The sequence below is a fragment of the Eubacteriaceae bacterium Marseille-Q4139 genome (assembly GCA_018223415.1).
Lineage (GTDB): Bacteria > Bacillota > Clostridia > Lachnospirales > Lachnospiraceae > CABSIM01.
Genome location: JAGTTQ010000001.1, coordinates 2,738,485 through 2,754,245, shown reverse-complemented (window position 1 = coordinate 2,754,245; position 15,761 = coordinate 2,738,485). Strand labels below are relative to the sequence as shown.

The following is a 15,761-nucleotide window of genomic DNA, read 5'->3' as shown; positions in this document are numbered from 1 at the left end:
CCGCTCCGGCCTTATATAGTATGTGTCTTTTTCTGTCTCACTCACCACTTTTATGCCCTCCGATCTGCCGGTTCCTTTCCCTGGCCGTCGCGCCCTCCTGGAGATTCATGCCTTTTAAGATTGCATTTTTTCCAAACTTTTCCTTAATATCAAGCATGGCCTTCTGGAGGCGGTTCTCCCGCTCCAGTTCCGCCGGATCCGTAAACATGTCGTACTGGCGGAATTCCTCATCCACCACGTTATTAAAGGTCAGCGTAATCCGGTGAATCGGGAGCTCCCTGTCAATGATCCTGTCGTACAGCCGGCCGGCGTACTCCATCAGCTTCTTCGCAGAGCTGGTTGTCACCGTCATATGGATGGTTCCATGGGCCGGTTTTGCCGCCAGGCGGCTGTTGTAGCCGACATGGAGCGTCAGGGAATCCGTCACCAGCCCCTTTTCCACCAGCTCCAAGCTCATCATATCAGCCATTTCCTTCACAAGGAGCCGCCCGCCCTCATAATCGGCATCGCATCCCAAAACCTGACCGCCGCAGATCGAGTTTGTCCTGGACTTATAGGCCTTGATGTCTTCCATCCGCGCCGTTTCCTCTCCCCAGGCATGGTCAATCATCAGCTCCGCATCCACACCGAACATGCGGTACAGCATATCCTCGTCTGCATGGGCAAGCTGTCCCATTGTAGAAATGCCGCACTGTTCCAGGCGGCCTGCAATCCCCTTTCCGATCCGCCAGAAATCCGTAATCGGCTTATGGTCCCAGAGCGTCCTGCGGTAGGAATCCACATCCAGGATCCCGATTCTGTCCGGCGTATGCTTTGCCGTAATATCCAGGGCCACCTTCGCCAGATACATATTCGTTCCAATCCCGCAGCTTGCGGTAATTCCGGTGTTTTGACGGATGTCTTCCATGATCGTCATACCAAGTTCCCGCGCCGTCATGCGGTACATTCCCAGATACTCCGTCGCATCGGCAATGATCTCGTCGATGCTGTACACATGGATGTCTTCTTTTGCGATATATTTTAAGTAGATACTGTAAATTTCGGCAGAATAGTCGATATAGAGCTGCATCCGGGGCGGCGCCATAATGTACGGGATATCCGCCGGAATTTCAAAGACACGGCAGCGCCCGGGCACTCCAAGACGCCTCATGGCCGGGGAGACGGCAAGGCAGATTGTCTTTTCCGTCCGCTCCGGGTCGGCAACCACAAGATTTGTCGTCAGCGGGTCAAGCCCCCGTTCAAGGCACTCCACGGAGGCATAAAAGCTTTTCAGGTCAATGCAGAGATAGCTTCTTTCTTCCATAGAACCTCCTGTGAAATCATGGGCGGCAGTCGTTTTCAGGCTCTTATTCAGAACATATGTTCTATTTTTATTATATGCTGTGACAAGTGAAAAGTCAAGAAAAATTTTCCGGCCTTTACGTTTCTCCCCTCGCGGCGCTTGCCTCATTCAGATTCTTAAAATGCTGGTTCTCCAGCACCTCATAGGCGGCCGTCTTGTCGATGATGGATTTCACGAGGCCGTCTAATTCCGTGCCTTCCGAGTAGTCGGCCGGGACAAAATAACGGATCCTGTTGTCCCGCAGCATCTTGAACACTTTTTTCTTATCCCTGGTATCCGGGTCATAGACGCCGATGGAATGGCCGCCGTATGCGTTTACCAGCTTCATGCACGGGATATCCGTGTCACTGTCGCCTATGTACACAATGTTCCGGAACGGCACCCGCATCTTATCCGGCGGAAAATATTCGTTGACGCCGGGATCGTTGATGTCCAGCACGCCTTTTTCAATGCGGAACAAAAACTGGGTCTTGCTCGTGTAGTTGATCACCTGGGCCGGCCACTTCGCCACGCCGCGCTCATTATAATAGAAGGAACTGGCATAGATTTTTTCAAAGGCGCCGCTCTTTGCAATGTCCGTCCCCTCGATCATCTCTTTGAGTCCTGAGGAAATAATATAGTGCTCGACGATCACGTCCCGCTCCCGCCCGTAGGCGCGGATCCGCTCAAACCATTCCGCAGCGCCGCGGTACAGCTTGACATGAGAGCCGTATTCCGCCAGCTTTTCTCTGTTGAAAATAATTTTCCCTTCCGATTCCTGCACCATTTTATACATGTAAGCCAGATTGTTGTCCATATCATTGTCCACAGCCATCTGGTTGGATTCGCTCCAGAACTGGCTCACGTCATAGCCCATAGATTGAATGTAGCCCTGTGCCTGCATGTCATCGGGCGACAGGGTCTTGTCAAAATCATAGCAAATCGCCAAAACCGGATGCGCTTCCTTGTGCCTGCGCTCGTATTCCATGAAGATGCCCCCTTTTTATATTGCAGCGGCCGCAGGAATCCAGCCGGTCTGCGGCCGCCGTGCGGATGCCGCGCGGTGCGGCAAATGTATTCCTGCGTGTTGTTTTCTCCTTAATATTTTACCACAAATATCACACACCGTACACCTGGTTTTCCTGCGCGGGAGAGTTTCTGTGTCTGCGTGCAGACTTACAAAAGTCTGCCCAGAACATAATCGCCCGGACAGGCCGCATCTTCTCCTGTCCGGGCATTTTTTCACACAATCAGTTTTTCAAAGACATAATACCATTTGAGACCGTAGATCTCCTCCAGCCCCAAATCAATCCGGCCCATGCGTTTAAAACCGCATTTTTCATACAGGCGGATGGCCGGGAAGTTTTCCTCATACGTGTCCAGCCGGATGGCCTTCTTTCCATGCCGCCGCCCCCAGCCGGCCGCAAAGTCCAGAAGTGCCTTTCCGACACCCTGCCCGAAAAAATCCGGATGCACCGCCAGAATATGAACCACCGCCACCGGCACATCAAAATCTGTCTGCCAGCGCACCTGACGGTAAACCTCCCCCTGTTCCTGGAGTAAAATCACAGAGCCGGCCAGCCTCCCGCCGGATTCCGCCACATACAGGCTCTTTGACGCCAGCCCTTCTTCGGCATGGGAACGGAGCGGATACACCTCCCGCCGCCACCGCGGGCCGTTATCGTGGACGGCCAGGTAGTCATTTAACTCATTATAAAGCGCCTCCACCCGGTCCAGGTCGTCATCTCCGGCCTTGCGTACAGAAATTTCCATCGGAAATCTCCTCCCGTTTACGCTTCATGATGGCAGCCATGGCTGCCGCAGACATGATCACCGCAGCTATGGTCATGGCCGTGGTCATGATGGCTGCACTGAACATCGGGATTATAGTCCAGTTTTCCCGCCGCAAGGGCTTTCACGGCCTCGTCGGCACTCCCGGAGACACCGCCGTACAGCCGGATCCCCGCCTGCGCCAGTGCATTCTGGGCACCACCGCCGATTCCGCCGCAGATCAGGACTTCAACCTGGTACTCTGTTAAAAAGCCGGCCAGAGCGCCGTGTCCGCTCCCGTTGGTGTCCACAACCTGTTCCCGGACAATCTGCCCGTTTTCCACATCGTAAAGCTTAAACTGCTCGGTGTGTCCAAAATGCTGGAAAATCTGTCCGTTTTCATAGGTAACTGCTACTCTCATTTCCTTTTCTCCTTTTTTCTCGATATGAATTTCACCGGCCGGCCGCTGTGTGCCGCCCCAAAGCCGGTAATGCCCGCCGGAAATCTGAAGGCACTTTCCGTTGACGATGCAGTCCGCCAGCTTTCGCCTGGCCCGCTCATAGATTTCCGTCACCGTCGTTCTGGAAACATTCATCTGGGCGGCGCATTGTTCGTGGGTCATTTCTTCGTAATCAATCAGGCGGATTGTCTCATATTCGTCCAGCCCCATCATCACCGTCCCGCCGGGGATCCCGTCGGGGAAAAATGTCTCACAGGCCGGTTCTTTGCAGACCCGTCTGCATCTTGGCGGTCTTGCCATGTTCTGCCTCCTGCTGCCGTTTTTGCAGCTTTTCTGTTGGTTTCCGACATATGTCGGTAATTTATATTCTAGCGCATTTTGATGTTTTTGTCAAAGGGTTGTGGGATATTCCTTTATGATATTCCCCGAGAGGCGGCTCCTGCCGCAGATTCAAGGCCCGTCTATAAAGAGGAACCAGATCGCTGCCGCAGCACTTCTTTCCTCAGATCTGCGACAAACTGTGCCTGCTGTTTTTTCAGATACCGCTTTACAAAGGGCTTTAAAAAGATTTTTTTTGCCGTCACACGTTCCGTAAAGCAGATTTCTGTTTCTCCGCCTTTTGAAATAAAAGTCCCCGTCCAGTGCCCGCTCATGTTGGTATTTTCCATATCGAATTCCCAGCATTCCTGCGGCTTTTCCCGCGTGACCGTAAAGGTCGTGGGATATCCGTCCCTGGTGTATTCCACAAACTGCGTGCCGCTCACCTGCTCTGTCCTGTCTAAGTCGCTGCGCCATGTGTAGCCGTCAACATTCGTGACAATATCCCAGACGGTGCGGATATCTGCCGGGAGCACGGCCCGGATCGTCGATTCAGCCATTTTTTATGTCCTCCTTTTTCTGTGATAGGAAAAATAACGCCCCACATCTTCCATATACTGCCGGTACGCATCGCCGAATTTTTCTATGCACCATCGTTCCTCGGAAAGGATGATCCAGTGGGCGGAAATCTGGAAGACGAATACCAGCACCAGCAAAAACAGGGAATTCAGCAAGAGTGCCATTCCAAAGAAGCAGATGAAGTATGCTGCATACATCGGGTTGCGGGAATACCTGTAAAGGCCGTTTCTGTTAAAACCTGTCTCATCCGGCACAGAAAAACTGATGAGGGCGGCCGCGCACAGGAAAAGCCCGGCAAGATAGCATGCTGCGCCACCGTAAAGCAGCCATGGACGCCTGGTCTCGATTTTCAGGAAAAATAATGCCAGAAATACGGCCATGTTGGAGATCTGGTACACAAAATAAGCCGTTCGTTCCGCGCCCGCCACCGGTGCAAAATAGGCGGCGCGCCGGAGTGCTTCCTTTGAAAAAAGCGGCGGAAGCAAAAAACGGACTGCAAGAAACGGAATCAAAAGTAATCCGCCGTTCATTCGGCATCCCCTTTCACATTCTTAAGGATTTCCTTCCAGCGCCCTGCGGCTGCCTCGCTCGCACACCCTTTCCTGCAAAACCGGAGCTTTGCAAGCTTCGGGACTACACGTTCAACTGGGATTTTCCCGTTTTCTGTTTTCTGTTCCAAAGCATGAAAGGCCTCCAAAAAGCGCATGTCCTTCCTCGCATTTTCATAATGGGACAGGACGTACACATAATAAAACAGATTATAGCCGCGGAATGGGTACTCAATCTGCATGAACCTGGTTCCGATCCCGTAATGGCAGGGGCTGATGGGCCTGCGGATGACCCAATGTTCCAGCAAAAAATCCGTAGCTTTTTCCAGCCTGGCATCATGGCCAAAATACGGGGAGTGCCGGAACATGTCCAGCGCCACCAGGGTCGTATAGGGTGTGGAATGTTCGGTCTCTTCGCCGTGACCAAAGCTGTATTTCCTGCATTTCCAGCCGCCGTCTGGCTCCTGTGTATCGAGAAAGTATGTGAATGTCTTCTGAAGACGTTCGTCGCTTCCGTACCCCAAGCGGCACAGGACATTGGCGGCCAGGGCTGTCTGGCATGGGTAAATCCCGCCGGAGGGCGAAATTTTAAACCGGCCGTCCTCCCGCCGCGCATCAAAAATCAGGCTGGCAGCGCCTTTCAATACCTCGTCTTCCGACGGCATCCCCAGCTCCAGCAGATACAGGACGCTTTCCAACGTCGTGAAGGGCGCGCCTTTTAACAATCTGCGGTCAGGTGTTGCCCAGTAATCCGCACCGTTGTCATGCCGGTGCGACAGGATTTCCTCGATATCCGATCTGTATTTTTCTGTTATGTCCATGCGGTGTGCCTCCGGCTTTGGTTTTATAGGTTCAGTATAGCATGGATTGGGGGGAGAGGCAATGCGAGGGGAAATGTCGTGTTGATCCAGACCTATCTGGCATGAACCCCATTGACAAACGCAAGAAAACATCCAAAATCCCCGATGCGTTTCCTAAAATACAAATCCTCTTCCTCATACCCCAACTCGTCTCTCCATGCTGCCGTCTTCCCCTGCATTTTCAGGTATCTGGCAAGCTGATTGAATTTTACGATCAGGGCATTGTGGCTCGCTGTCCGTCCTTCATCCTGTTCTGCCTTTTTCTCTTTGTCCCACAAAAGCCACCAGGCACGGAAATTCGCGTACCTTGCTGCCGCCCGGCACAATTCTTCATATAACTCTACGGAGTCCGGATCTGTCCCGATTTCCCCCAGCATTTCATCATGGAGCCGTAGGGCTGTCTCCAAATCCATGCTTTTTGGCTCTTTCAAATATTCATCGAATCTCACTGGCATCATAAAAGCCTCTCCCCCTATATCTCACGAAAAAAAGCTGCTATCGTTTCTATGCTAACCGGTTTCATGCCACTGGCATCCACTCTCACGTCATACCACAGAAGCTTTTCTTCCAGATTCTTTCGATTGTACTCCTCATGGTTATGCTGATGCCCATGCAGGCAAATGCTTCCTTTAAATGCCCGTTCCACTCCGCAATCGGATAATGGAACAGCACGAACATCCAGCCTTTTAACTGCGCCAGAATTTCTGCGGCATATTCCGGGCCTTTCATGGTGACATCGCCCAGAATGTAGATCTCATCCCCCGGCCCTACGGTCTGGTTCCATCGCCGGAGCAGGGCATTGTCCATTTCTCCCGCACTGCCAAACGGCCTTCCCGTATGCCTTATAATTTTTTCATGCTCAAAGTGCAGGTCTGATGTAAAATAGGTCATACTGCGTCACCTCCCCAAAATCTGCCTGCTGTTCCTGCATTTCATTCAGATGAAGCCAGGGCAGGCCTTACCTGCCCCTGCGCTTCTCCTTCTTCTTTTGCTGTTTCAGTTCAAACTGGCGTTTTCTTTCTGATTCCCGTTTTTCCCGGCTCACAGTCTTCCGCTCAGCTTTCAACTGCTCCTGCTGCAATTTTAAGGCCTGCTGCGATTTTGTACCGAGCCCTGCATTCTGTACCTGACTCCGTACTTCCCGCTTGATCCTCTTCGGATTGCGGCCAGCTTCTTTTGCACCAGCTGCCACAGCCGGACTGAACCTCAGATGTCCGTAGTTTTTCAGCACATACATGCCTACCTCGTAATCCTTTGGTTCCGCACCAAACGTAACCTTGCATACGGATAGCTCTCCCTCTGATATTCGCTCAAAAACTCCTACCCAGAAGGGGGCTTCAAAAAACACGGTCAATCTGCATGATACTTTGTCCATGGCAATTCCTCCTTAACACTTTGCACTGGCGCGGTATTTGTTATTCTTCACACGCACGCCAAATGATTGTAATGAACAAAGAATGGACGACCCTAAGGAGGGAGGGTTACTTACACCTGACGGTGCGGCCGGGCTACCTACCGGCTCTGCAAGAGATTTTCTCTTACACTGCGTTTTTATCTTTGCATTTTGATTTTACCACATGATTGAAGGTTTATCTATACAACTGCTAGTTTCATTTCGGCGGCCTGATGATTTTAGTTGCCGCACGCTTTGCGGGGTGCTACAATGCAGAGGGGAGAATCTCCCTGCGGCATTCACATGAATAGAGAAGATATGTCTATGGAATACATAATACGAAAAATGTCTGCGGACGAATACCCACTCCTGAATGATTTTCTATACGAGGCTATTTTTATTCCTGACGGCGCCGAGCCGCCTCCTCGAAATATTATTTTTTCGCCGGAGCTGTGGATTTATGTCAGCCATTTCGGAGAATTGGACGGCGATTTCGCGCTGGCAGCAGAAATCGAAGGAAAAATCGTCGGTGCTGTTTGGGCACGCATTATAAATGATTACGGGCATATTGACAGTCAAACTCCTTCCCTGGCAATTTCTCTGTATCCGGAATATCGCGGGTATGGGATAGGAACCACCATGATGGAAGAAATTCTGGCTCTGTTAAAATCTCATGGATACAGCCGCGTTTCTCTTTCCGTCCAGAAGGCGAACTATGCGGCTCAAATGTACCGGAAAATTGGATTTAAGATTGCAGAGGAAAAAGACGAGGACTTGATTATGTTATGGCAGGAGGCAGATATTGATGTATGATTTCAATGCATATATAAATTTAGTCAGCGCAGTCCTCGGTGTTTGCTTTTCATTGAAAGCTGTCATATCGGAAAAGGGCAATGGCCAGGTGAATGCCATGTATATGTTTGCACGGAGCCTGGCGTTAGCGTGTGCTTCTGCCATACCTGTATGGGTAAATGCACCGGGGATTTTGACTGCCGTTACTGCGGCGATGCTGGTTGTGCAGGCAGCAGACTGTGTGATTGGGGTTCTTATAAAAAATAAGCTGCGGACTGTTGGGCCGTTTATGATGGCGGCATGCCATGCGGTGTGCCTGGGGTGGAATTTAGGGTGGTCTTGAGGTTAAAAGCAGGGGGGATTTTGGGATTTTGGCGTTTGATAAATGCGGTGTGCACGGATTTTAGCCAGCGAGTCAGACTTATATGCCTATTGCACAATCATTCATCTGCCATATTCTTTTTTTCTCTTTAGCAATTAAATCGTTCATTTCACATATCAAATTTCCGACATTTTGTGGAATATGAGCATCTGAAGCAGTTAATATCTGAACATCTTGCAATATCATAGCCTTTAGCATTTTCCCATTCATGCCTAATTCCGTATCACCATAATTTGTTGCTAGCCCACTACTCTCTTCAATATACATATTGTTCTCTTTTAATGCTCTCGCAATCCTGCTGTATTCAGTGTCATAATCACCTATTGGATATGCACCGAAACACTGTAAAGAATTCGGATGAGCTAACCCAGAAAACAGATTACTTTCCACAAGTTCATACATCAGCTCATAATATCGCTTGTATAAACAATTCAAATTGTAATTTTCCTTTCTCCACGGCTGTTTTTTATGGCTAAAAGCCCATCCATCAATAAAATGTATTGATCCAACAAGAAAATCGAATGAATACATATTTTTTATATTTTCGATATCCTTTATATATTCAGATGAATAGCACACCTCCAGACCAAACTTTATCTTAATTGGAAAATGTTCCTTTTTCATATCATCTATGAAATCTATGTACTCTTTTAATGGTCTGGCATTTTCATATTTTTTCTATACCAATTATTTTGATATTCATTATAACACGACATTTCATCATATAAACTAGAGAATTCTTTAAATATATGTGTATGCTCCAAAAAGTAAATTTCGTTAATATCTCTTGCTAAAGCATACTGTATAAATTCTTGAATCCATTCAATACAATAGCTTCCTTTTTCCAAATGAACATGGGCATCAACCATATAACATTTCCTCTCTATAACTATTTATCTCCTCTATCAGCGTCTCTATATGTAGGTCATTAAAATCTGTTGTGTCTACAACAATATCTGGGCCATTCGCCTCGAAACTGTCCATCCCTCTATCAATAATTCCACTCACAAAGTTTTCATATGAAATGGGGTTAATATCTTTATTTGGAGTTTTTTCGGGATAACAGTCATTGACAACATGACCTCTATGTCTGTCCGGACTGCTATTTCTCTCTGTAAAACGCTCATATATTTTCGAACAATTTCCTGTCAATGTTACAGTAATCGCTTTATATGAATATTTTTCAAGAATTTGTATTAAAGGCTCCCTAGATATTTTTTCGAAATTATTTTCAAGTATAAATGGCTGATTACTTTTCATTAACTCTGCCGCCATATAATACATGATATTCATACTGGCGATACCCAGTTTAACTTTTTCTTCTCTGGAACAAAACCCTATATCATCATACATGAACTCTTTAATTTTATCTTTTGAGATAACAGGTAATCCGAAATGTTCCGCCAAAAATGCTGCCTTTGTACTTTTTCCTGCTGCTGGAATCCCGGTCACTAATATACAATACATTTTTAAACCTCAACTGCAATATAATTGATCCCTATTTCATCCATTTGAGACAAAAAATCCTCAGAAACATCGTTATCAGTTATCAGCAAATCATACGCATCTATTTTGCATACAGAGTGAATAGATGATTTCCCTATTTTTTCAGACGGATACAGTCCTATATTCATACTGCTATTCTCCATAACTGCTTTTCCAAACTCTACGCCCGCACTATTATGTATGGATGCACCAAACTCCACAGATAACGCTGAATGGGATAAAAAAGCTTTATCTGTCCGTATATTTTTCACCATTTGTATCGTATAGTAATCATGACAATGTCCCCTATGGGACATTTCTCCGCCCAGAAGAATAACAGAAATATTTTCTTTTTTTCGAAGAACATCTGCTATTGTGACAGAGTTTGTTAAAACAGTTATCTTCAAGTTGTCAGGCAAATTCATGGCCATATAATATCCTACTGATGATGTAGTAATATAAATTACATTATGCTCTTCTATACATTCGACTGCTCGTTTTGCAACAGCCAAGTAGTTCTTTTTTATTTCCGGTAAATCTTTTGGGTTATAGGCTGCATCCGGATACGTTCCTTTTGGCTTTGCTGCAATAGCACCTCCATGCGTTCTTTGCAGCAGGCCTCTGCTTTCCAGTACACGCAAATCTCTTCTGGCACAATCTGCGGATATCTGATATCGTGTTTGAATTTCAGATACCAGAATTCTTCCTGTCTCATTGACTCTGTTTACAATATCTCTTTGCCTTTCCTCCATGAACATATCTTTGTTGCTCCTGTTTATTTGTTTTTAATTATTTATTCTTGTTTATAATTGATTATACATATTCACATTTAAACTTTCAAGTCTTGCCTATCGCTTTTTACAGAAAATATAGCACTCACATGCCCATCAGCCATCAGATGCCTCTGTTTCTGCAATTCTGCGTTCAATTTCCGCATAATCCCCCCATTGCTCTGCTTTCATTGTTCTGGCAGGCATCCTTTTTCGGCACTGCACCAGTCTCTCACCTATGAAAGCCGCTCATTCCTCTTTAGGAAATTATGGTGTTTGTTCTGTTTGGACAGTTGTTTATTTTAACTTTTCTTGTTTTAGTTTCTCTTACTATTCCTATTGCACCATACTATACTAACTTCAAAGAAAAAGTTTAATTGAAGCACGGAGCTGTGGCCTTATGACCGATAATGGACCTTATCATCTCAAGGATTGTTTTGGAGATTATTGTGCTTGCATGCAAAGATAAGAAAAGGGGAGGCCATATTCGGATACCTATCTTCGCTCCATCAACAACCAGCTATCCGCGATCTTAAACTATGCCACGGTCTATTACCGCCTGGCGTCGATCCGGGTGCATGACCTGCGTCACTCCCATGCTGCGCTGATGGTCGAACTCGGTTATTCCATCGTCGCCGTTGCGGAACGTCTGGGGAATACCGTCGAGGTGGCTATGGCTACATATTCACACCTATATCCAAACAAAATGAAATCCCTGGCCACAGACCTAAACCGCATTTCAAGCAGTGATCTTGCGGTGATTCCGGCTCCTGGAATGTCAGACTTATCGGCCTTGTCCTCGAAGCTCGAAAATGTGGAAAAAGAGGCAGAAAAAATATAAACGGTACGTTTTCGGTACACTTTCGGCAAAAAAGAGTCGGAAACCCGCATGGTTGCTAGGTTTTCGGCTCTTCTCATTTTTGTTCAAGACCAATTAAATTTCATCATCCTGTCCCATCCAAATCAATCATCTTCCAAATCCAATTTTCCTCTTTGTTTTCCCTTTTTTACCTTCTCCCTCTTCCGAAATTTTCTTATTTTTTTCCCTTTCCCGTTTTCCGTCCTGGAAGTTTCACTCGTTTACTTTCCGCTATTTTTTCCCTTTTTAAACCCATTCTAAATTTCATTTTCCCTTTTCCAAATTTCCCATTTTTCTTTTAAATACAAGGGATTTTGGGATTTTTTCAATTTCACTTTTCATGATTTTATCATTATCAAAAGCCGGATGAAACCTTACGAAAAGCGGAAAATAGGAGTGAAAATTGGTAAAGAAAAAGAGCAAGAAAGATTTTCGTCCTTCTCGCTCTCTGTCTTATTTTCCTTATTTTAACCAAAACCAAGCCTTATGTGTGGCCGTGTGTTTTTGATCGGAGGATTGGGTGGGTTTTAATTGGGTGGGAACACCAACTTGTTCAAGTCCAATCCAAACCACCCATCCTGTCCCATTCAAAACCAACATTCTCCAAAATTAAATGTCCTCGTTATTTCCTCTTAGTTTTCCCTTTTTTCCCTTTTCCCTCTTCCGAAATTTTCTTATTTTTTTCTCTTTCCCGTTTTCCGTCCTGGGATTTTTCACTCGTTTACTTTCCGCTCCCTTTTCCCTTTTTAAAACTCATTCTCTTTTCCTTTTCCCTTTTCCAAATTTCCCATTTTCCCTTTAAATACAAGGGATTTTTGGATTTTTCATTTCTACTTTTCAAAATTTTATCCTTATCAAAAGCCGGATGAAACCTTATGAAAAGCGGAAAAGAAGAGTGAAAATTGGTAAAGAAAAAGAGCAAGAAAGATTTTCGTCCTTCTCGCTCTTCGTTTTATTTTCCTTATTTTAACCGAATCCAAGCCTTATGTGTAGCCGTGTGTTTTTGATCGGAGGATTGGGTGGGTTTTAATTGGGTGGGAACAATCATCACTCAAACTCGACAAATACTAATCAATTTTATTTAGAAATTATTCTCTGTCGAGTATGTAAATCTTTTGATTATTTGATATATCCATATTATCCTGCCTATATAAGCTAATGTTATCATTTTGTTATCGGTATTGATAACACACGCTCTGTAACTGTAGATAATAACAATATGTTCCAACTCAAATTATAAGCTATTTTGCTTAGAAATGTAACTATATTTTTATTTCATGTTGCCATAATAAAGTTATATCTTCTTCCTTAAAAACTACATACTCTAAATCGGTTCTATAAGAACATCACATACTTTTTTAGTTAGCTCTAATATTCTATCTGCTTTAATAAATGTAGGCTTTTCTTGATATATTTTATCTTTTTTATCTTTGCTGTATCGAAGTTTACAACCATCATCATCAATTTCATCAAAAATCTCCACTAGCACAGAAAGTTCTATATTAGTTTTCAATTCAGGTAAATCACTAATGAGTTTTTCATATAATTCCGAAAGCTTATGTCCAGAAACAGTTTTCTTTATATCAAAGCGAATTCTAAGCTTAATAGAAAGTTCAAGCGAATGACGACAAACATATAAAAACGGCATACATATTTGATTGGAACGCACCACCTTTACATGATAGGCCGGATTATTATCTATTACCAATCCGTTATATAATAGCTCCGATGCTCGTAAATATGCCATAACCATTTCTTTTTCTGCTATATCAGCTTTTACACTCTCTTTTAAGAATACTGTCGGTGTAAGGCACTCCCAATCATATATTTCTGCTGTTAGTCCATCAAATTGATGCCTAATTAGTTCTTCTCTCTTCATTTCTACGCCCCTCGATACTCATTGTATGTAGACTTATAGTATTCAATTTTATTATAATACAAATTGAGGAGGATTGCAACTATGGATATCGTAAAAATCTTTGGCGACAATTTAAAAAAGTATCGTACTTCTATGGGGTTGTCGCAGGAAACCTTTGCAGATAAATGTGGTATGCATCGCACTTACATTAGTGCAATTGAATGTTATCGTCGTAGTATTTCACTTGAAAACATTCAACGTATAGCGGATGCGCTCGGTATAGAAACCTATAAATTATTTATGGAGGAAGATAAAGATGCCAAGAACAACTAAACCCAAACTACCACCATTACTTGAAAGAAAACTAAGTAAAACAGGGCAAACCAGAGGTGCTGATGACGATGTTATCTTTCAGAATCGTGTTTCACGTAGTAATACTGTTCTGATTCCCTTTCATCAATGGCAAGCAAATCCTGAATTAAGAGATACATCCAATCAATTTGAATGTGGATATATTGTATTGATTTCTCCCACGGATTATTTTTCCATAGAAAACCCATCAGATTATTTCAATGAATTTGATTTGGTTTTAGGAGAGAATGCTCTTGTTTTTTATGAAACTCGTGCGGATTGGGAAACTTATTTTCCAGATAACTATGGATGGACATATGCCAATAGCAGAACTGCTCCTTTAGGTGGGCAATATGTTGCTCGTGTTCCTGCCAATACTTCTATTGATGCAGTTCGTTCCCAAAAAGTCAATCTTGGTTACGCCACTCAATCTCCAAAAGGAGCTGGTATTCGATTATATGAATACGCTTCAAAGAAAACAATTAAAGAATGTAGATTGCAATTAGAAGCTATTTTTTGGCTATGTGTAGATGCTGTTAATGCTATGTCAAACAATGGTATGTCTCGTGAAGATGCTGAATTGCGAAAGCTTTTGGTTTTAGAAGAAGCCCAAAAGCATGGCTTGCTTGATTTTGAAAAGCTACGTTCAAAAAGAATTATTAACTCCCAAAATCATACAATTTGTCCTCTCTGCTTAAGAGAATTATCTGGAGAAGAATTTCTCAATCGTTTAGCTCAACCCGAAGGAAGAGAGGTTCCTGATCTCACAGTAACACAGGTAAATCTGTTCCATATAGAAGAGCTAAAATATGGAGCGTTCAATCATCGCCAATATAATCTTGGTTGGGGTTGTCATTTCTGTAACGTAGTAGTAAAAGATTCTGGTATATATCCTACACTCAGTTGGATGCAAGAAGTCATTGCCAAAAATAAAGAAACTGGATATTTAGAATAAAACTAAGTTATAAAGACCTGAGTATAAAAGCACCCAGGTCTTTTTTTGTTATTCAATCATTTTGAAACATCTATTTCTATTTAAATTATTAGTTCCATAGTTGCACCATTCTGAGTCAACTTCAAATAATATAGATTTTCTACCTAAATTCATAGCAGCAACTCCGGTTGAAGCAGAACCAGCAAAACAGTCCAAAACTATGTCTCCTTCATATGTCGTTGCTTTTATCGCATGCTCTAACAAATCTATAGGTTTCTCAGCTGGATGTTTACCTTTATATTGACGAACATTTTCAAAAGTCCAAATATCTGTAAATTCAACATCTTTGTTAACGTTAAATGGACGTATTACATCTTCATAATCTGGAATATTGGGAACACCAGCTTCCGAAAGTGCTACTTTGAGCTTTTCAAATTGTTCTTTGCTTGGAATATTTCTTCCAGCTTCCCAGTTTGCAACAGCCCCACCGTGATTTACCTTTCCGTACGCACCCGTTAATTCAGCCAATTTTATTGTAGACATTTTAACACTTTTTCGCCATGCTGTAAGTTGTCCTCCAAAATAACTCTTAAACAAATTTCCCTCTGCAGCATTTTCAAGAAAAATAATACGCTCTGAATGAGGATACCATTGCCGAAGAGATTCTTTTTTCATTTTTTGTTTCCAACCATCATATCCTGGAGCATTAGGTTTCGTCCAGATAATCTCAGACAGCACATTAAAATACTCAGAGAACATTACCTGTAATTGAGCTGACATAACTGAGGAACAAAAACAAAAAACACTACCATTATGTTTTAGAACTCTTTTCCATTCTTTTGCGTATTTTTTCATCCAATCTATATATTCAGAATCTTTTGAGAAACTAGTGTCTCCAACGATGTTACGTTTTTTAGTTGAATGATATGGAGGATCAGTCAAAATCAGCGCAATACTGTGGTCTGGTATTTTCTTTAGAAGCTCTAATGAATCGCCATTAACCAGAATAGATTCATCAGTATTATAGTATTCATCAGAATATCTATTTCTGATTTCTGTAAAAATAACCTTAGTATTCAC

General features: G+C 44.0%; 20 protein-coding genes and 1 pseudogene. 5 read left to right on the top strand and 16 right to left on the bottom strand.

Going from position 1 to position 15,761, the window contains the following annotated elements:
• Positions 1-37: 37 nt before the first annotated feature.
• The 10 genes and pseudogenes from KE531_13000 to KE531_12955 all read right to left on the bottom strand — a co-directional run bounded on the left by KE531_13000 (position 38) and on the right by KE531_12955 (position 7,232).
• Complete coding sequence (locus KE531_13000; GenBank protein ID MBR9954513.1) at positions 38-1,303, bottom strand: DNA repair protein; 1,266 nt, start codon at positions 1,301-1,303, stop codon at positions 38-40.
• A 115-nt stretch (positions 1,304-1,418) separates the two neighbouring features.
• Complete coding sequence (locus KE531_12995; protein ID MBR9954512.1) at positions 1,419-2,309, bottom strand: haloacid dehalogenase-like hydrolase; 891 nt, start codon at positions 2,307-2,309, stop codon at positions 1,419-1,421.
• Positions 2,310-2,563: 254 nt separating this feature from the next.
• A complete protein-coding gene (locus KE531_12990) occupies positions 2,564-3,094 on the bottom strand; it encodes a GNAT family N-acetyltransferase (protein ID MBR9954511.1) in 531 nt (176 codons plus the stop codon).
• Positions 3,095-3,111: 17 nt separating this feature from the next.
• On the bottom strand, positions 3,112-3,852 hold the full coding sequence (locus KE531_12985; protein MBR9954510.1) for a DUF134 domain-containing protein: 741 nt from the start codon (positions 3,850-3,852) through the stop codon (positions 3,112-3,114).
• A gap of 161 nt (positions 3,853-4,013) precedes the next feature.
• Entirely contained in the window at positions 4,014-4,430 is a 417-nt protein-coding gene (locus KE531_12980; protein MBR9954509.1) for an SRPBCC family protein, read from the bottom strand.
• 3 nt (positions 4,431-4,433) lie between these two features.
• Positions 4,434-4,979, bottom strand: a complete 546-nt coding sequence (locus KE531_12975) for a phospholipid methyltransferase (protein MBR9954508.1) — start codon at positions 4,977-4,979, stop codon at positions 4,434-4,436.
• Entirely contained in the window at positions 4,976-5,818 is an 843-nt protein-coding gene (locus KE531_12970) for a prenyltransferase (protein ID MBR9954507.1), read from the bottom strand. The genes KE531_12975 and KE531_12970 overlap by 4 nt, the downstream gene beginning before the upstream one ends.
• A 92-nt stretch (positions 5,819-5,910) precedes the next feature.
• Positions 5,911-6,312: a hypothetical protein gene (locus KE531_12965; protein ID MBR9954506.1), complete on the bottom strand. Its 402-nt coding sequence runs from the start codon at positions 6,310-6,312 to the stop codon at positions 5,911-5,913.
• Between the two features lie 17 nt (positions 6,313-6,329).
• Positions 6,330-6,748: pseudogene (locus tag KE531_12960) on the bottom strand (hydrolase).
• 67 nt (positions 6,749-6,815) lie between these two features.
• Positions 6,816-7,232, bottom strand: coding sequence for a YjdF family protein (locus tag KE531_12955; GenBank protein MBR9954505.1), 417 nt, complete (start codon positions 7,230-7,232; stop codon positions 6,816-6,818).
• 342 nt (positions 7,233-7,574) lie between these two features.
• Here KE531_12955 and KE531_12950 point away from each other — a divergent pair, with 342 nt between their 5' ends.
• On the top strand, positions 7,575-8,063 hold the full coding sequence (locus KE531_12950; GenBank protein ID MBR9954504.1) for a GNAT family N-acetyltransferase: 489 nt from the start codon (positions 7,575-7,577) through the stop codon (positions 8,061-8,063).
• The gene (locus KE531_12945; GenBank protein MBR9954503.1) at positions 8,056-8,385 is read left to right on the top strand and encodes a hypothetical protein; all 330 of its coding nucleotides are present in this window, start codon (positions 8,056-8,058) and stop codon (positions 8,383-8,385) included. The genes KE531_12950 and KE531_12945 overlap by 8 nt, the downstream gene beginning before the upstream one ends.
• Before the next feature lie 78 nt (positions 8,386-8,463).
• Here the strand turns inward: KE531_12945 and KE531_12940 are convergent, their stop codons facing one another.
• Genes KE531_12940 through KE531_12925 form a run of 4 tightly spaced genes read right to left on the bottom strand, consistent with a single transcriptional unit; the run spans position 8,464 to position 10,667 of the window.
• The gene (locus KE531_12940; protein MBR9954502.1) at positions 8,464-9,048 is read right to left on the bottom strand and encodes a hypothetical protein; all 585 of its coding nucleotides are present in this window, start codon (positions 9,046-9,048) and stop codon (positions 8,464-8,466) included.
• Between the two features lie 26 nt (positions 9,049-9,074).
• Positions 9,075-9,293: a hypothetical protein gene (locus KE531_12935; protein ID MBR9954501.1), complete on the bottom strand. Its 219-nt coding sequence runs from the start codon at positions 9,291-9,293 to the stop codon at positions 9,075-9,077.
• Positions 9,286-9,891: an AAA family ATPase gene (locus KE531_12930; GenBank protein ID MBR9954500.1), complete on the bottom strand. Its 606-nt coding sequence runs from the start codon at positions 9,889-9,891 to the stop codon at positions 9,286-9,288. The genes KE531_12935 and KE531_12930 overlap by 8 nt, the downstream gene beginning before the upstream one ends.
• 2 nt (positions 9,892-9,893) lie before the next feature.
• Positions 9,894-10,667, bottom strand: a complete 774-nt coding sequence (locus tag KE531_12925; protein ID MBR9954499.1) for a DeoR/GlpR transcriptional regulator — start codon at positions 10,665-10,667, stop codon at positions 9,894-9,896.
• A 586-nt stretch (positions 10,668-11,253) separates the two neighbouring features.
• Here KE531_12925 and KE531_12920 point away from each other — a divergent pair.
• Positions 11,254-11,520: a hypothetical protein gene (locus KE531_12920; GenBank protein MBR9954498.1), complete on the top strand. Its 267-nt coding sequence runs from the start codon at positions 11,254-11,256 to the stop codon at positions 11,518-11,520.
• Positions 11,521-12,862: 1,342 nt separating this feature from the next.
• Here the strand turns inward: KE531_12920 and KE531_12915 are convergent.
• On the bottom strand, positions 12,863-13,417 hold the full coding sequence (locus KE531_12915; GenBank protein ID MBR9954497.1) for a hypothetical protein: 555 nt from the start codon (positions 13,415-13,417) through the stop codon (positions 12,863-12,865).
• An 81-nt stretch (positions 13,418-13,498) separates the two neighbouring features.
• On the opposite strand from KE531_12915, the gene KE531_12910 reads away from it, so the two are divergent.
• Entirely contained in the window at positions 13,499-13,729 is a 231-nt protein-coding gene (locus tag KE531_12910) for a helix-turn-helix transcriptional regulator (protein ID MBR9954496.1), read from the top strand.
• On the top strand, positions 13,713-14,702 hold the full coding sequence (locus KE531_12905) for a BstXI family restriction endonuclease (GenBank protein ID MBR9954495.1): 990 nt from the start codon (positions 13,713-13,715) through the stop codon (positions 14,700-14,702). Before KE531_12910 ends, KE531_12905 begins: the two co-directional genes overlap by 17 nt.
• Positions 14,703-14,750: 48 nt before the next feature.
• Here KE531_12905 and KE531_12900 read toward each other — a convergent pair whose 3' ends face one another.
• On the bottom strand, positions 14,751-15,761 hold the full coding sequence (locus KE531_12900) for a site-specific DNA-methyltransferase (GenBank protein ID MBR9954494.1): 1,011 nt from the start codon (positions 15,759-15,761) through the stop codon (positions 14,751-14,753).

Excerpts from the sequence above, each read along its gene's own strand:
- KE531_12930 (MBR9954500.1), bottom strand. The coding sequence starts at position 9,891 with ATGTATTGTATATTAGTGACCGGGATTCCAGCAGCAGGAAAAAGTACA.
- KE531_12940 (MBR9954502.1), bottom strand. The coding sequence starts at position 9,048 with ATGAAAAAGGAACATTTTCCAATTAAGATAAAGTTTGGTCTGGAGGTG.
- KE531_12915 (MBR9954497.1), bottom strand. The coding sequence starts at position 13,417 with ATGAAGAGAGAAGAACTAATTAGGCATCAATTTGATGGACTAACAGCA.
- KE531_12970 (MBR9954507.1), bottom strand. The coding sequence starts at position 5,818 with ATGGACATAACAGAAAAATACAGATCGGATATCGAGGAAATCCTGTCG.
- KE531_12925 (MBR9954499.1), bottom strand. The coding sequence starts at position 10,667 with ATGTTCATGGAGGAAAGGCAAAGAGATATTGTAAACAGAGTCAATGAG.
- KE531_12935 (MBR9954501.1), bottom strand. The coding sequence starts at position 9,293 with ATGGTTGATGCCCATGTTCATTTGGAAAAAGGAAGCTATTGTATTGAA.
- KE531_12950 (MBR9954504.1), top strand. The coding sequence starts at position 7,575 with ATGGAATACATAATACGAAAAATGTCTGCGGACGAATACCCACTCCTG.
- KE531_12965 (MBR9954506.1), bottom strand. The coding sequence starts at position 6,312 with ATGCCAGTGAGATTCGATGAATATTTGAAAGAGCCAAAAAGCATGGAT.
- KE531_12955 (MBR9954505.1), bottom strand. The coding sequence starts at position 7,232 with ATGGACAAAGTATCATGCAGATTGACCGTGTTTTTTGAAGCCCCCTTC.
- KE531_12995 (MBR9954512.1), bottom strand. The coding sequence starts at position 2,309 with ATGGAATACGAGCGCAGGCACAAGGAAGCGCATCCGGTTTTGGCGATT.
- KE531_12985 (MBR9954510.1), bottom strand. The coding sequence starts at position 3,852 with ATGGCAAGACCGCCAAGATGCAGACGGGTCTGCAAAGAACCGGCCTGT.
- KE531_12980 (MBR9954509.1), bottom strand. The coding sequence starts at position 4,430 with ATGGCTGAATCGACGATCCGGGCCGTGCTCCCGGCAGATATCCGCACC.
- KE531_13000 (MBR9954513.1), bottom strand. The coding sequence starts at position 1,303 with ATGGAAGAAAGAAGCTATCTCTGCATTGACCTGAAAAGCTTTTATGCC.
- KE531_12945 (MBR9954503.1), top strand. The coding sequence starts at position 8,056 with ATGTATGATTTCAATGCATATATAAATTTAGTCAGCGCAGTCCTCGGT.
- KE531_12990 (MBR9954511.1), bottom strand. The coding sequence starts at position 3,094 with ATGGAAATTTCTGTACGCAAGGCCGGAGATGACGACCTGGACCGGGTG.
- KE531_12905 (MBR9954495.1), top strand. The coding sequence starts at position 13,713 with ATGCCAAGAACAACTAAACCCAAACTACCACCATTACTTGAAAGAAAA.
- KE531_12975 (MBR9954508.1), bottom strand. The coding sequence starts at position 4,979 with ATGAACGGCGGATTACTTTTGATTCCGTTTCTTGCAGTCCGTTTTTTG.
- KE531_12910 (MBR9954496.1), top strand. The coding sequence starts at position 13,499 with ATGGATATCGTAAAAATCTTTGGCGACAATTTAAAAAAGTATCGTACT.